At 49.6% G+C, this 16158-nt stretch carries 13 protein-coding genes and 2 riboswitches; of the genes, 10 read left to right on the top strand and 3 right to left on the bottom strand.

The window, feature by feature from the left end:
* Window positions 1-367: 367 nt before the first annotated feature.
* On the top strand, window positions 368-1858 hold the full coding sequence (araA, locus tag IEY46_RS11265; RefSeq protein ID WP_188992120.1) for an L-arabinose isomerase: 1491 nt from the start codon (window positions 368-370) through the stop codon (window positions 1856-1858).
* Between the two features lie 134 nt (window positions 1859-1992).
* Here araA and IEY46_RS11260 read toward each other — a convergent pair whose 3' ends face one another.
* Entirely contained in the window at window positions 1993-3951 is a 1959-nt protein-coding gene (locus IEY46_RS11260; protein WP_188992119.1) for a terpene cyclase/mutase family protein, read from the bottom strand.
* A 155-nt stretch (window positions 3952-4106) separates the two neighbouring features.
* On the opposite strand from IEY46_RS11260, the gene IEY46_RS11255 reads away from it, so the two are divergent.
* From IEY46_RS11255 to IEY46_RS11245, 3 genes are all read left to right on the top strand, one after another.
* A complete protein-coding gene (locus IEY46_RS11255) occupies window positions 4107-4385 on the top strand; it encodes a glycosyltransferase family 2 protein (protein ID WP_188992118.1) in 279 nt (92 codons plus the stop codon).
* Window positions 4386-4754: 369 nt separating this feature from the next.
* On the top strand, window positions 4755-5024 hold the full coding sequence (locus tag IEY46_RS11250) for a hypothetical protein (RefSeq protein ID WP_188992117.1): 270 nt from the start codon (window positions 4755-4757) through the stop codon (window positions 5022-5024).
* Between the two features lie 254 nt (window positions 5025-5278).
* Window positions 5279-6313: a YeiH family protein gene (locus IEY46_RS11245; protein WP_229750239.1), complete on the top strand. Its 1035-nt coding sequence runs from the start codon at window positions 5279-5281 to the stop codon at window positions 6311-6313.
* 150 nt (window positions 6314-6463) lie between these two features.
* On the opposite strand, the gene IEY46_RS11240 is transcribed toward IEY46_RS11245, so the two are convergent.
* Window positions 6464-7273, bottom strand: coding sequence for a transglutaminase-like domain-containing protein (locus tag IEY46_RS11240; RefSeq protein WP_188992116.1), 810 nt, complete (start codon window positions 7271-7273; stop codon window positions 6464-6466).
* Between the two features lie 13 nt (window positions 7274-7286).
* A riboswitch (cyclic di-GMP riboswitch) is annotated at window positions 7287-7367 on the bottom strand.
* Between the two features lie 44 nt (window positions 7368-7411).
* Window positions 7412-7492, bottom strand: a riboswitch (cyclic di-GMP riboswitch).
* A 78-nt stretch (window positions 7493-7570) separates the two neighbouring features.
* Window positions 7571-8224, bottom strand: coding sequence for a class D sortase (locus tag IEY46_RS11235; RefSeq protein ID WP_229750238.1), 654 nt, complete (start codon window positions 8222-8224; stop codon window positions 7571-7573).
* 583 nt (window positions 8225-8807) lie between these two features.
* Here IEY46_RS11235 and IEY46_RS11230 point away from each other — a divergent pair.
* From IEY46_RS11230 to IEY46_RS11205, 6 genes are all read left to right on the top strand, one after another.
* Window positions 8808-9086, top strand: coding sequence for an Hsp20 family protein (locus IEY46_RS11230; protein WP_188992115.1), 279 nt, complete (start codon window positions 8808-8810; stop codon window positions 9084-9086).
* Window positions 9087-9331: 245 nt separating this feature from the next.
* Window positions 9332-10270 (top strand): aspartate carbamoyltransferase, encoded by a 939-nt coding sequence (pyrB, locus tag IEY46_RS11225; RefSeq protein WP_188992114.1) that lies wholly within the window; start codon window positions 9332-9334, stop codon window positions 10268-10270.
* A 256-nt stretch (window positions 10271-10526) separates the two neighbouring features.
* Entirely contained in the window at window positions 10527-11906 is a 1380-nt protein-coding gene (locus IEY46_RS11220; protein ID WP_188992113.1) for a Glu/Leu/Phe/Val family dehydrogenase, read from the top strand.
* Between the two features lie 47 nt (window positions 11907-11953).
* Window positions 11954-12292 carry a phasin family protein gene (locus tag IEY46_RS11215; protein ID WP_188992112.1) on the top strand — a complete coding sequence of 113 codons (339 nt, stop codon included), beginning with the start codon at window positions 11954-11956 and terminating at the stop codon, window positions 12290-12292.
* Window positions 12293-12325: 33 nt separating this feature from the next.
* On the top strand, window positions 12326-14002 hold the full coding sequence (locus IEY46_RS11210) for an ABC1 kinase family protein (protein WP_188992111.1): 1677 nt from the start codon (window positions 12326-12328) through the stop codon (window positions 14000-14002).
* A 440-nt stretch (window positions 14003-14442) separates the two neighbouring features.
* The gene (locus tag IEY46_RS11205; protein ID WP_229750237.1) at window positions 14443-16122 is read left to right on the top strand and encodes an ABC transporter substrate-binding protein; all 1680 of its coding nucleotides are present in this window, start codon (window positions 14443-14445) and stop codon (window positions 16120-16122) included.
* The last annotated feature ends 36 nt before the right edge of the window (window positions 16123-16158 follow it).

The raw sequence follows: 16158 nt of genomic DNA, 5'->3' as shown, positions 1-16158 counted from the left end.
GGGAAAAACGGTGATTATTTCGTTTTTTAATGACTTTTGGTATAGATGCGTTTCGATTTGCAAGCTAGTTGTGCGAAAGAGATGGAAGATTAGGTATTGAAAAACAGTCCGCTTGCGCTTACAATAGACCATATCGATGTTGTACGTACAAGTGTGGCGTTAAACAACCTCGTTTCTTCACAAAAACCGAGTTTTCTGCGAGAAAACAAGCAAGTCCGGTTATAAAAAGGATTGAATTGTCTGTACAAGTTGAAATTGGTGTGCAGCGACTCGCGGGGGTTTATTCCTCTTGCAGCTTTATCAAATCGACATGCGGCAGGAGCCGTCAGCTCCCGGTTCCGGTGCTGCAGTGTGAAGGGGGAAAAACATGCTTAAAGTTAAGCCTTTTCAGTTTTGGTTTGTAACGGGAAGCCAGCATTTATACGGTCCTGAAACGCTGCTGGAGGTTGCGGAGCACTCACGGACGATTGCGGAAGCATTCATTAGCGACGCATCGATTCCATTTGAAGTTGTTTTCCAGCCTGTTGTAAAAACGCCGGATGAGATTTACAAGCTTTGCACGCAAGCCAACGTCGACGACCGCTGCGCAGGCATTATAACCTGGATGCATACCTTCTCACCGGCAAAAATGTGGATTGCGGGACTCTCGGAGCTTCGTAAACCACTGCTGCATTTGCACACTCAATTTAACCGCGATATTCCTTGGGACAGCATTGACATGGACTTTATGAACACGAATCAATCCGCGCATGGCGACCGCGAATACGGCTTCATTGGAGCGCGCATGGGGATTGCCCGCAAGGTTGTTGTCGGTTATTGGGAAGATCCCGCGACCCGCGGGCGCATTGCCGGATGGATGCGCACAGCCGTAGCCTTCACCGAAGGACGGAGCCTGAAGGTTGCGCGCTTCGGCGACAATATGAGGCAAGTGGCGGTTACGGAAGGCGACAAGGTGGAGGCTCAAATCAAATTCGGCTGGTCCATCAACGGTTATGGCGTAGGCGATTTGGCCGCGCGGATTGCACAAATTTCCGAGGAGCAGGTTCATGCACTGACGGATGAATACGAGACTCTTTATGAAATTGCGCCGGAGACAAGAAATTCACCCGAGAAATGGGAAGCGATACGGGAACAGGCCCGCATCGAGTTGGGCATGAAATCCTTTCTGGAAGAAGGCGGCTTCACCGCATTCACCACATCATTCGAGGACCTGCACGGCATCCTGCAGCTGCCGGGTCTGGCTGTTCAGCGCTTGATGGAACAGGGCTATGGGTTCGGGGGAGAAGGCGACTGGAAAACAGCCGCGCTTACCCGCATGATGAAAATGATCGCCGATAACAAAGGCACCTCGTTCATGGAGGATTATACATACCACTTTGAACCGGGAAATGAAATGGTGCTTGGTGCGCATATGCTTGAGGTATGTCCGACTATCTCCACAGACAAGCCTCGCCTTGAAGTTCACCCGCTCGGCATAGGCGGCAAGTCCGACCCGGCAAGGATGGTATTTAATGGCCGCAGCGGCCGGGCCTTGAATGCTTCAATCATTGATCTTGGCAACCGTTTCAGGCTGATTATTAACGTGGTGGATGCGGTTGAGCCGGATCGCGAAATGCCGAAGCTTCCCGTCGCGCGTGTGTTGTGGAAGCCTCAGCCGTCCTTGAGCGAATCGGCTGAAGCCTGGATTCATTCAGGGGGCGCTCATCATACCGTTTTCTCCTATGAGGTGACACCGGAACAATTGGTGGATTGGGCAGAGATGGCTGGTATCGAGTATGTAATTATTGATCACTCCACCAATACGCGCGCTCTCCGCAATGAGCTGCGTATGAGCGATTTGTATTGGAAGCTTCGTTAGGTCTGATTTCCTGCATCTAAACGAAGTGAATACGCACTGGCTTATTGACAAGCGCCCCTTGCTATAGGGGCGCTTTTTTTTTATCGTTGTTCAACCGGTCCTAACATCAATCGTCCTCATTCTCTTCATGCTCGTTATTCCGGAAGTTCGCCAAACTTGCGCTCATAATGGGAAAACGCCAGCAGCGGCCATATCCGCGAATAGCTCTCGTATTGATTATAGAAATGTCCCGGGAGTCCTGCGCCTGTAGGATAGCTTGCGGCGGCGCCGCTGCTGCCGGTATGTTCCAGCAGATAGGCTGCCGCGCGCTGAATGGAACCGTCTGGCTCTGCGCTTATGGCTATCAGAGCATCCAGCGCCCAAGCGGTCTGTGAAAGCACGGACGTATGCAAAGGAGAGAAGCGCTTCAGCCTGTTGCTCTGGCAGGATTCTCCGAATCCTCCGTCCGGATGCTGGATCGAACGGAGCCAGCCTTCAGCTTTGCGGATTGCCTGATGCTCGGCAGACTCGCCGGCTGCCATCAATCCGGTCAGGGCCGCCCATGTTCCATAGATGTAGCAGACACCCCAGCGCCCATACCAGGAACCATCTTGTTCCTGGTGATCATAGAGCCAATCGGCGGCTCGCCGAAGAATCCGGTGACGCGTTGTAAGCCCAAGGGTCGCGCCCATATAATGCAGCGTACGCCCCGTCAAATCGGCCGTCGAGGGATCGGTCACCGCATCTTTGCCGCCTTCGATCGGCAGCCACAGCAGAAGCGGATTATCGATATTGCGTTCAAATGCGGCAAAACCTCCATCGTCATTTTGCATCGACAATAACCACTGCAGCCCGCGAGAACTCGCCGACTCGTATCGATACGGATCATCGATCAGGCTGGATTTTTTCAAACCGGCGATTGCCCGAAGCGCTGCGGTAGTATCGTCCATATCGGGATTAATTGTGTTGATATCCGAGAAGCCCCATCCGCCTGCCAGGGGGTGCCGTACGCCCAGCTTCCAGTCGCCAAGCTTTGAGTGCTGCCTGGTAAGCAGATATTCTCCCGCTTTTCGGATAGGCATAGCCTCCGCGGGCATGCCTGCTTCTTGCAGCGCATAGCTGGTCAAAGCAGTATCCCATACGGTCGAATTCGTATTTTGCTGCATCCAATGGCCGTTATGTTGGAAAATCTGGCTCTGTATCCCCTTCAATGCGTTTGCAATAACAGGATCTGCAGGCTTATAGCCGATCGCAAGCAGGCTGTAAATCATTAAAAATGTTGAAGTCGCATAGCTGTAAAGAAGTCCATCGGATTCGATACGCTCCAGCATGAACTGTTCGGCCAGCGCTGCCGCTCGGCCGGGGGCGTTGAACGGCCCGGTTCCGCCGGAGAACGGCAGATTCTTGAGTATCTTCAGCCCATCTTGCAGAAGTGAAAGCTTGCGTATGTCAAAATGGCGCAGCCACAGCAGATTGTTATCCTCGGGCAGTGCATGCAGGCTCCCGCTCTCGCCGGGCATGCGGGGCTGCGCAAGTTTTGGGATAGAGCTCAGGCCAAAGTCCGGCTTGCGATGTCCGAGCAGCAGCATCGGGGCAATATGAACGCGGGCATAGCCAGAGAACTGCTGAAAATGGATGGGCGAATAAGATGGTAGAAGTATGATGGAAAGCGGCACCGGGAACCACCTGGGCCAGGGATATTGTCCGATAACGGCAAGCAGAAACTTGGTCATCAAACTATCCACGCCGGTTAATCCGCCCATTTCCCGGATCGCTCCGCGGGCCCGAATCATCAAAGGCAATTGTTCACCAAACCCGGCATAAAGAAGAGCGACGTAATTTTCCGCTGTCGAAGACGGGCTTGCTGAAGGCTCGTCTGGGTATACACGCCAGGCGCCGTCACTGCCTTGTTCCGAGACAATGCGCTCTGCCAGGCCTTGTATAACGGGATCATGAGCCTGTTTCCCGGCGGCAATCCGCATAAGCACAATAGAAGCGGCATCAAGCGTTTGCCCGCTTTCAATGAAGCCATACCGCCAGCTTCCGTCTGCCGACTGGCTGCCGGCCATTTGGCCGGATAATCGGCGGATTTCTGTTTGGATGTTTTGGAGCATAGCAACCTCCCTTGAACGCTGCAAATGATACAAGGGTAATAAGTATGCCGGTACCAGGGATATTCATAACCAGGAGGAGTGGGAAGGAGCAGGAATAAAGGGAACAAGCGCTTTCGTTCCTGTGACAAACGGTTGCGAAAAGCAATTCGGTAATTATGCCGGTACGGGACGAGAAGAAGAATATCGGTCGTCTGCTGGCCTCGCTAGCCAAGAAGATGTGGTCGCAGTATGAAATGATTGTTGTGGATGACGGTTCAACGGATCAGACCGCTGCAATTGCCGCGCATCTGGCGCAAAGGTCGTGCAGCCAGGCGAGCTGCCTCCAGTCTGGTTGGGCACAGGCTAGGCGTGCTGGAAGGGCGCCTGGCAGGCGGAAGGGATATGCTGATATATTCTGGATGCGGATACCTTCCTGGAGCCAGAAGGCATCCTAGGGCTGTCACAAGCGGCATCAAAACCAGAGGACTGGTAACCGTTCAGCCCTTTCTTGCTATGAGCCGTATTTATGAACGGCTGCCCGCATTCTTTAATGCGATGTATTAGCGGGGGTAGGGGAGGCAATAAAGCATTCGGCGGCTCCGGACATACACCCGCACAAGGGGGGGGATGAAGGCTGTAACGCCTTTGTCCGATGGAGCGCGAGGCATTGCGGTAAGGGGCTTGGGCGCGTTTGGCCCGTGTGCAGAATGCCTGAAGAAAGTTTATTTTCAGACAGCAGGCCATGAAGCGGTGCAGGTCTGAATTCTTTAGAATCACGCGCTTGGGCTTGTTTTCTCGGGTCACGGGCTTGCGGGCTGTAGCAAATGCTTGCCTCGGGGGCGGCAGCTACCCTGAATCTGCGTCTGCTGCTGTTTTCGGTTTTTCTGCGCAAAAAGGGCGTCGATGTTCTGTATTTGGGAGCTGATACGCCAAGTACGGGAGTAAGCGATATTATTCGTATTCAGGAGGTGGGTCTGGTTTGTTTATCCTTGACGGACCCTGCTCTGGCAGAACAGACAACGCGCCTGATGGACCATTTGAGAGAAAGTGCTCCCGGTCTCGCATTTGTACTCGGAGGAGTGGGTTTTTCGTGATTTGGGGAACCCTTATGGATAGAGCCGGCTCTCCTCGGGCAATCCGGAAGATTGGGAAGAGTGGTTCAATACAAAGGTCAGAAACCAAGCGTAAACCGATTACGCGAACAAGCAGTGCTTTTTTCCAGCAAATTGTCAGTCATTAGATTTACTGATGAATTGGATAACATATTGGCATTTCACTTTCCGGAGCAGCAGTCTTATAGTTAAACCATAAGCATTATAGCTAACGATTAAGGCAGGGAGTGAACATGATGACACATTCATTTGCAATGACGCTCAAAAAACGGAATTCGGGGTTCATATGGGGATTGGGCATAACACTTGCAATCGCCATCGCAGCGAAATATATCGCGGAGCTTCCGTTTATGAATATTATGGGTCAACTCGTTATAGCTATTCTGATCGGGATGGGCTTCAGAGCGGTTGCGGGGGTACCGGAACGCGCATCCGCAGGCATTGCTTTTTCCAGCAAAACGCTGCTGCGCTACGGGATTATTCTGCTTGGCATGCGGCTTAACCTGACTGATATTATCCATGCCGGGCCCAAAGTTCTGGCGATCGCCCTCATTAATATTGTCACGACGATCTTTGTTGTTCTTGGTTTTGCACGTTTGTTGAAGGTGGATCGGAAGCTTGGGCTCCTGACGGCTTGTGGTACGGCCATTTGCGGCGCAGCCGCAGTGGTGGCTATTTCGCCACAGATCAAGGCCCGCGATGAGGAGACGGCAATCGGGGCCGCATCGGTTGCGATTCTCGGCACCATCTTTACATTGGTCTATACCTTGATGTATCCGATCCTTGGCCTGAGCGAAGGCGGATATGGCATCTTCGCAGGAGCGACCCTCCATGAGGTGGCGCATGCAATTGCAGCCGCGGCTCCAGGAGGGCAGGAAGCCGTCGATCTCGCCGTTATTGTGAAGCTCACCCGGGTTGCCATGCTGGTGCCTGTTGCTCTTATTCTTGGAATCTGGATGAGAAGGAGGGAGAACAAGCACAATAATGGGACAAAGGGAGCGGCTCAGAAAATACCGGTACCCTGGTTTATTTTCGGCTTTCTGGCGATGAGCGGGTTAAATACTCTGCATATCGTTCCGGAAGCGGCAGCCGGTCAGCTGATCGTAGCCGCTTATATCCTGATCGCTATGGCCATGGCTGCTCTAGGTCTTGGCGTTGACCTGCCTTCGTTCTTCAGATTGGGCAGGAAGTCCTTTATGGCAGGACTGCTCGGCTCCATCGTTTTGGCAGTACTGGGCTTCTTGCTGGTTCGCGGCTTCGGCTTGGCCTGATCCGATATAGTCCGGACGATAAAAAGACTTCACATGATTTTCATCCTGTGAAGTCTTTGCCTATTATCAGATCAACCGGAATGTTCAGGTTGGCCTTTTTTTGTCGTTGATGGAATGCCCGTTATCCAAGCCATATGAAGCTGAAGGAGCTTAATATAGTTTGGTGGCGGTATATTTGCCGGATGCTTTGACGATGGTATCGCCGACATTTTTGCCCAGACTGGCATCGATGGTTGAATCGATGATAACCCATTTTCCATTGTTGAGCACCTGGTTCCAGGCATGATACCCTTTCACATAATCGCTTGTGCCCATTACAAGCTTCGTCGGAATGCCCACGCTGCGGGCCATAACTGCAAAAAGAGAAGAATAGTCGTAGCAGATCCCTTTACCCGATTTCAGCGTTCTGCCCGCATCGGGGATATAATCGGCAGAGACCGTGGTGCTGAGCTTGCTGTCGTAGCTGATTGTTTTGACAATATAATCATGAATGGCTTTGATTTTATCATCGTCCGTTTTTTTGTTTTTTGTTATTTCCTTGGCTTTGGCTACAGCTGCGGTAGCGCTTTTCCAATCGACATTTTGTACAGATCCAAGAAACACCCGGCTGGCATCGCTCAGTTTTAGATCTATCGCCGCCGTGCCGATTTTTTTGTATTTGCCGCCGCCGACCCCTTCCATAAGCGAAATGGAATAGGAACCGTCGCCGAGCTGTAAGGGGAAATACTCCGTCTTACCGGATGCCTTCAGCTTATAGGTATAGGTTGTACCGCTTTTGGCAATTAAAAGCATGATCGTTGATTTGTCTGCAGCCTTATAGCTCGATCCGACAATTCCATCTTCCACTTGCGTCAAATCCAGCCAGGCTGAGGTATCTGCCGTCCCGGTTGCCGCAGCAGCAGTGGAAAAGGGGAGAGCCAGTAAACATACGGTGGTAAGTAGGAGAAAAAATGATCTCAATAAAAAGACTCCTTTCGGTAGCTGGCTGCCATCTTATCAGGAAGGCCCTTTAGCTTTGCGTCCCTGTCTTTCGACAGGTTTGCCATTATCGGTTGAGCGATGTATGACGGATTCCAGAAAATAAAAAAAGACAAAACGTTCGGTAACTGGCTGCCATCCATAGGAGAAGGCCCTGTAGCTTTGCGTCGCTGCCTTTCGACAGGTTTGCCGTTATCGTGACTTATCTTGTCTCTACTATATCAATATACTACTGGTTGTTCAAGAAATATTTGGGTATTTCGATAGCCGAAACAATAACTACATTTTAGCCTGAACGATCAACCGGTGAGTGGGATTCGTGATGGGATCGCAGGTAATAAGCGTCAGTATGCTGTCGGTCTCGTTGCTGTTCAAAACGGACATATCCGTTGGCAGAACGACGGATATTTTGTATACGGCATATTCCAGAACCCGATCCTTCTGCTCTACCGTAATGGTATCGCCGACCTTTAACTCGCCCAACCGATTAAATAATCGGCCTTTTGTATGGGCTCTATGGGCGGCTATCGCAGAATTTCCGATTTCCCCCAGAGCTACTGTTTCCGTCATATGGACGGCCGCATATTTCATATTCCTGGTTGTTGCGCCTTCGAGTACAGGAAGCTTGACATCGATGCTGTCGATCCGGATGACCGCGATTGCTTTGGGATCTTCGGCAAATTGTGTGGCGCTGAGACTTTCGGGACCGGGATCGTTTGTTTCCGCCTCCTGGGAGAGCAGGTTGGATAAACGTTTATAGCTTTCTGCCAGCAGCAGGTCGGATTTTCCCGCTGCATCAGCAAACCGATCGTGGTCGATGTTTTCCAGCAGGCGCCGTTGTTCCTGGTCGTAATACCATTCTTTGACATAAGGCATCGCGATTAGAGCAAGTCCCGCAATAATAAGCAGATAAGATAGCATTTTCTTCATCATGAATATCGGTCCTCCCCCGGTTCATTATTGCAAATATATCTGAACAATATCTGAATAAAATGATAAAATAGAGCAGTTTGTCCACCATTTATTCAAGCCGCGCATAAAAAGCTGCCATTCCGGCGCATAATGTAGGCGGAGGTGAAGATTGATGCCGCATAACAAAAGCGAAAAAATCCATAATCAGAAGAACGAATCCAGCATCAAAGAGCCTGAGATGGATACAAAACCGGAGAAGACGGCAAAACGTCCTCCGAGTTTGAATGGAATTGATAAAAGGTAACACCCAAGAGATACTTCAACGAGGAAGAGATGCCGCTCTTTTCCTCTTTTTTGCATCGGCGACTACAGCCAGCCGACATTGGAGCGACCCTTAGCTTTTTCATAAGTCAATTAAGGTCAAAGCCAAAGAAAGTCAAAGAAATACTGTGAAAAATAAATATATACGGGGATAAAATGTGGAAAATCGCTGGATATGGATCATCTTCACGAAGGATAAGAATTGAAGATTTCTTCGCGCCGCTCAGAAGCAACACCCATCCATTATGCACCGATATCCGGGAACGCGAGGATGCTTACCTGATTGAATCCGAGCTGCCGGGGTTCAGCAAAGACGATATCGAGATCAATTACAGCTTATCTGACGATCAAAGCATCGCGCCATCAGGAGCAGGATATGAACGGCGACGAGAATCAAATGATCCGGCGGGAACGGTACTACGGTGAATTCATACGCCGTTTCTACGTGGAGAATATCAAAGATGAACTAATAACTTCCAGCTTCGAGAATGGCATTTTGAAACTCGAGATTCCGAAGAAAGATAAAGAACAAACCCACAATAAACGTATTGAGATTCAATAATAGTCGTTCACTCATCCAAACAGGCCGCCCTGGCGAATGTCCGCCAGGCGGCCTGTTCTATGTGCAAAATGAACGCGTGTGGCCTGCGGAAGACAAATTGTTGAGGCAGGATTCCTGCCGGCATGGATTTGCGTTATAATTCTAGGGGTCGGAGTTTAATATGAGACCCGCTTATGAACGACAGAATATCATTACTACTCTAGGGCGCGAATCCATTATTCGCTGCCGGAAAAGGAACGAATTCTATGAACCCCCCCTTTCATGTAATTGGCTCGAAGCAGTTTGACCAGATAGCGCTGGAACAATTATTCCACTCTGCTGCCCAAATGGAGCAAATTGTGGCGGCGGGAGGGACAACCCGCTTTGCCGGCAAGATTATGTGTTCGCTGTTTTTTGAAGCCAGCACAAGAACACGCCTATCCTTTGAATCGGCAATGTACCGACTGGGAGGCAGTGTAATCGGAACTGAGAACGCCGCCCAGTTCTCCTCGGCAATCAAGGGAGAAACGCTGGAGGATACTGTACGCGTAGTCTCGGGCTACTGCGATGTGATTGTGCTCCGCCATACCGATGTGGGAGCGGCTCATCGCGCAGCGGAGGTATCGGCAAGAGTGCCGGTTGTGAATGCCGGCGACGGCTCAGGTGAGCACCCCACACAGGCGCTGCTGGACCTGTATACGATTCAGAAGGAGCTTGGGCGGATTGAAGGGCTGCATATTGCCATGATTGGCGATTTGACTTACGGCCGTACCGTGCACTCGCTCAGTTATTTATTGTCGAACTATAAGGATATCAAGATCACCTTCATCGCGCCTGACAATGCCAGAATACCGGAAGCGGTCAAACGCTATTTGGACGAGAAAGGCGTCGTTTATGAGGAAACAGGCGATCTGATGAAAGTGTCCGGCACGGCCGATGTCTTCTATCAGACCCGTGTTCAGAAAGAACGGTTCCCGTCGCTTGAAGAGTACCAGCTTGCGGCTGGCAAGTATATTATTAACCGTCACCTGCTTGATCATATGCGCTCAGATGCCCTCATTCTTCATCCGCTCCCCAGAGCGGGCGAAATCGATGCGGAGGTGGATGCCGATCCCCGTGCAGGCTACTTCCGACAGGCCCAGAACGGATTGTTTATCCGTATGGCTATCCTTGAGAACTGCCTGGGAGCGGGGAGCGCCCGGTAAAATCGAATCAGCAGAAAGGTCGCGGCATGGGCAGCGGCCTTTTTTTTCGTTACCCAGTAAAGTGTAGGAAAACGGCTCATTGGCTGATTTCTGAAGCCCCCGCACAGGGGAGGAGCCTTTGACGACTGCCTCAACATAACCGGCGTAACAAACAGGAAAGATCACCACAGTTTGGTCAAAGGCTTTCAGTTGGTTATACTGTATAGGAAGGAGGGTAATGTAACTACAATCAAATACTTGAGGTGATTTATACATAATGTCAAGCCAAACTAGCGCAATCGTCGAAAATTCGTTGCAAATTCTGCTGGAGGATCCTACTTATTTGCCTGGTTTACAGGATGAGATCCGCGAGAAGGCATTTAAATCCCTGGCCTCCATTCTTTCTACACCTAACCGCATGCATAAATCATTTCTCCGCGTTCCGTTGGACAATGGCGAAGTTACGCGTATCCCTGCTTTTCGGACACAACATAATGATACATTGGGACCGTATAAAGGTGGAATCCGTTTCCACGAATCCGTCAATGAAGAAGAAGTCATTAATCTGGCGGCTTTAATGACGCTTAAGAATGCTCTTCATGAAGTTCCTTTCGGTGGAGGCAAGGGCGGAGTGGCCATTAATCCCCGTCATTATTCCGCACGCGAGCTTTATCTGATCTGCAAAAAATATGTACAGTATTTCAGCGATGTCCTCGGACCGCACAAGGATATTCCGGCTCCGGATGTAGGTACAGGGGAACGCGAAATGGACTGGATGATGTCTGAATACAAGAACATCAATCCCGGGAAGCCTTACCGAGGCAGCTTTACGGGCAAAAGCGTGGTCAACGGCGGGTCGCTGGGCAGAAGGGAAGCGACGGGCAAAGGCGTCTATTACACCTTCCGCTATTTGCTTCATGATTTTTCCAAGGATCAGCCGCTTGGCATAAGCGGCAGCAACCATCCTATGGCCCAAAGCGTTATTGGTGGTGCGGATCGTCCGCTTGCTCTGGGGATCCAGGGCTTCGGAAATGTCGGCTCCGTCGTGGCGTTGGAAGCTTACCGCTGCAACCACCTGCAGAATAAAGTTGTAGCGGTCAGCGACCGCAATATTACTTTATTTAATGCCGAAGGACTCGATATTCCGACCCTGGTCAGCTTTGCTGCGTCTCACAGCGGGGACTTGCCAAGCACGCCCGAGGAGCTTGCAGAGTCGGGAGTGTCTGCGGAGATCAAAGGCAGAGAAGAGATCCTTTACCTTGAGATCGATGTGCTTTTCCTCGCTGCTCTTGAGGATCAGATTCGCGATGACAATGTAGAGCGGGTCAAAGCCCGTTTCATCGTGGAAGGGGCCAATGCTCCGGTAACGGGAGAAGCGGATCAGATATTGCTGAATAAAGGCTGCATGGTAATACCGGATATTCTGGCTAATGCTGGGGGCGTCATTGTCTCTTATTTTGAATGGCTGCAGGGCAGGGAAACGCAATTTTACACGGAAGCCCAGGTTTTTGAGCTGCTGCACAGCAAGATGAAAGCGACCATGTCAGCCATATATCCGCTCTATTTTGCCAGCAGCCGATCGCTCCGCCAGATCTGTTATACACATGCGGTCATGAAACTTTCGACAAATCTTTATATTCAGGGAAAACTGTACTGACCTGTAGCTAAAGCCAATAAAATAAGAAGGAACGGAGGTTGTTAGCCATGAATGAAATAATCAAAAAGGCTTTGTCGTTAGGCGTAGGCATCACAATCACGAGCAAGGAAAAGGTTGAGAAGGTTGTCGAAGAGCTGGTGAAAAAAGGGGAAATCGCTCCAGGTGAATCCAAAGAGCTGTTGAATCGTCTGATTCAAAGGGGCGAGGATGAACAAACGGAGCTGAAGCGGATCGTCAGGGAACAGCTGCAGCAGCTGCTTGTGGAGTTGAACGTTGCGACAAAGGATGATATTATCCGTCTGGAAACCCAGATCAAGACCCTCAAGACGGGACCCGCGGAGCCGTTAGAGCTCAATCTCGAGCAGCAGCAAGAGGGACAGGCCTAAGGCAACAAGGTCACGTGAAAGGAACCTGCCACCATGTTCGGTAAACGAGTGAGACATATGAACCGGTATCGGGATATCGCAATCGCTTTGATTCGGAACGGGTTTGGATTCATTGTGGAAGAGATCGATGTCTTTCACATGCTGTCTCTTCCCGCCCGAATCATGAAGCATGCCGATAAAGTGCCCAAGCTGTCCCTTTGGGAGCGGATCGGGAATGTCATCCAGGATCTGGGTCCTACTTTTATCAAACTGGGACAGATCGGCAGCACACGATCGGATGTGTTTCCCGAGGAATTGATCAAGCAGTTGGAGAAGCTTCAGGATCAGGTTGAAGCTTTTCCTTTTTCTGATGTGGAACATATTATTGAAGCAGAATCAGGCTTTAAAATGGATGAGATATTTGAAGAATTTCGGCAGATACCTACGGCTGCCGCTTCTATCGGACAGGTTCATGAAGGAAAGCTGATCTCGGGCGAAAGAGTGGCAGTCAAGATTCAGCGCCCCGATATTGCGGAAATGGTGAAAACCGACCTGGAAATCCTCCGCAATCTGGCAGCCATTATGGAGAACCATTTCGATTGGGCCAAAAAATATCAAATCTTGAAAATGGTCGAGGAGTTCGGTAAGTCGCTGCTGGACGAATTGGACTACAAAATGGAAGGCAGGAACACGGAGCTCATTGCCGGTCAGTTCAAGAATGACCCGAATATTTATATTCCGGGCGTCTATTGGTCTTACTCCTCTACCAGGGTGCTGGTCATGGAGTTTGTCGAAGGCATTAAAGTCAGCGATATTGAGCAGTTGAAGACTAAAAACTATAATACTAAAATCATTGCGGAACGTTTTGTTCAATCCATCCTGCATCAAGTATTCATTGAAGGCTTCTTCCATGCGGATCCGCATCCCGGCAATTTGCTTGTGCTTCCGGGGGAAGTGGTCGCTTTTATTGATTTTGGGATGGTGGGGCGGCTGACACCGGAAATGAAGCTTCATTTCTCCAATCTGATTATCGGCCTGATGCGCAAGAAAACCGATGTTATCATAAAATCCCTGCTGGATATGGGTATTGTAACGGAGCATGTGAATAAAGCGGAGCTGCGCCAGGATGTCAATCAAATGCGCGATAAATATTACGGTGTTGCGCTGAGCGAGGTGAGCCTTGGCGAATCTGTGCAGGACCTGTTCGACATTGCTTACCGTCATCAAATACGTATTCCTTCCGACCTCATTCTTCTTGGCAAGACTTTGTTGACGATGGAAGGCATCGTTGAGAAGCTCGATCCGGAAATCAGCATCATCCAAATCGCAGAGCCCATTGGGAAACGTTTGTTCAAGGAACGTTTTCATCCAAAAAATATCGGAGAAAGGTTCTGGAAGGACGTAGCCGATTACGGCGAGATTCTGGTCGAATTCCCCAAACATATTAAAGGGCTGCTCCAAACGGTGAATAACGGCAATTTGAAGCTGGAGGTCAGCGTATCGGGAATTGAAGTCATCCTGAAGAAGCTGGACCGGATCAGCAACAGGTTGTCAATCAGTCTTGTTCTGCTATCGTTCAGCATCATTATGCTGGGGTTGATCATTGGCTCCTCAATCAGTCATCAGTCCAGTATGTTATGGGATATTCCGGCCATTGAAATCGGTTTTATCATAGCAGGTTTTTTGTTCATGTGGCTGCTATATTCGATCTTCAAATCGGGAAGATTCTAACGGCAACCATGAAGAAGCGCCGCTCTTAGGAGTGTGCGCTTTTTTGTTGTTTTATTATTAATGAAGTTAATAATTAACCATGCGAAATAATAGACAAATGCTCTTATAGCAACGATTCCTTACGTAATCATCAATATCCTATCGCTTGCCGTCCGAGGGCAGAACTAACCTGTTTGATAGACTAAGCGGGATATTTTATTTCTCCAAAAATCGACTGGAATTTCGTTATGCTTATTCGATGCAGCAGCAGCATCAGTTCAATATTGTATAAATGCAGTTGAAGAATTGTACGTCATGCCTGCCCACAGGGACACTCCAGATACGGATATATGGTAAATACAAAGCGCATTGCGTCCCTTAAAATGAAATCAACCCGGTGAAGAGGTTCATGCAAGCGTATCGATTTGTCGGAAATAGCGATAAATAAGGGGGAGATTTAAGTGCCAAAGGGGATAAGCAAGAAATCGTCCATTTACCTGCTATGTGTTGTTCTCATTCTCACCCTTCTAGCTGGAGCTGGATGCAGCGGAAACAAGGAGAAGGAACCTGAAACAGTACCGAAACAGAATAGTACCACTCCAGACTCCTCAACCGAACCACCATCTGAAGCACCTGAATCTGATTTAAGCGGTACCATTCGAATATCACTCTCCGGTAAATCCAACTCGGTATGGAAGGTGGTGGGAGATGCATACTCGAAGCTTCACCCGAATGTAAAGGTCGTAGTAGACAATAAGCCCGGTGAAGGGTACAAAGAATGGCTGACAGCCCAATTCGCCGCAGGCAGTCCTGATGTGGATATGGTCGTCAATAATGAGGTTGAAGATCTGAAGCAGGCGGGCAAGTTCGTGGACTATTATCCATATCTGGAGAAAATAAGTCCTTATACAGGAGAGAAGTGGAAGGATGGCTTCGATCTTGCCGGTATGAACATTAATTTGGATGCTGTCAGTGCGGAGGATCATTTATTCGATCTGAGCTACGAGTCCATTCAGGTTGTGTGGGCGTACAACAAAGATATTTTCGCCAAAGCCGGAATTACGGAAACACCCAAAACCTTCGACCAACTGCTGGTTGACATGCAAAAAGTTACAGATGCAGGCTATACAGGACTTGCACTTGCAGGCGGATCCAATTCATTCTGGACAGGCCGGGTTGGCTGGTTGATGGGGATATACGCTGATCAATATATGCGCGATTCCGCCGAAATCATGCGTTCACAGGAACAGGATTACACCTATTTGCCTCAGGTGGATGACAATTGGAAATTCGATCCCACGGACCCGTACAACGATTCCGCCAACAAGGTCACAAAAAACGACCTGCGGACATTGAAAGCCATCAAGGATAAAGTAGGTCCTTACAAGGTCGAAGGCAATCCGCAATGGAAAGCATCGATCGAACATATTAAGGAACTGATGAAATTTACGCCAAAAGGCTTCTTCGGTCTTGAAGACGCTCAGGCATACAGTTTGTTCCTTACTGGTAAAGCTGCTGCTATACTCGCTTTCCCTGATCTGTACTGGCAATTGCCGAAGGATCTCAAAGACGAGACCAAAACAGGCGTAAAAGAAGGGGTCAAGCCATTCGAATTCGGATTCTTCAATATGCCAAGTATTGAAGGACCCGGCGTCATGGCACCGGCACGTACGGTACAAATTCCTATCGGATACTATGGGTTTACTCAGAAGGATGCGAAACAAACGGAGTTGGACATGGATTTCATGATGTATGTCACAAGTCCTGAGGGTTACAACGTTTATCTGAAGGCGACAGAAGAGAGTACGGACGCATCCTTAGCAGGTCCGCCAATGATTAAGAACGTTGTTCTCCCGGATGCGATGAAGGAAGTATTCGCCAGCTTCCAGCCGATCGGTCACTTTCAGAACGGGCCGACTGCTGCAGGCGTGCTGCCTCGCGGACTATGGGACTACCAGCCTTCCGTTCAGGATTGGATCGTACTGATTCAGAAATATTTAAATGGCCAAATGACAGCAGATGCCTATTTAACGGCACTGCAAGCCAATATCGACAAAAATTTCGAAGCGATGTTGAAAACGCGGAAGCTGGAGCTCTCCGATCTGGAGCATCCTGAACGCAGGCCGCCTGAACGCAAATAATCGTATATGAAATCTGATTGTGAAGGCTTCCACGTC

The organism is Paenibacillus nasutitermitis, from assembly GCF_014641075.1.
Lineage (GTDB): Bacteria > Bacillota > Bacilli > Paenibacillales > Paenibacillaceae > Paenibacillus_Z > Paenibacillus_Z nasutitermitis.
Note: the sequence above shows the minus strand (reverse complement) of the source record. Positions and strands in the feature narration are given on the sequence as shown.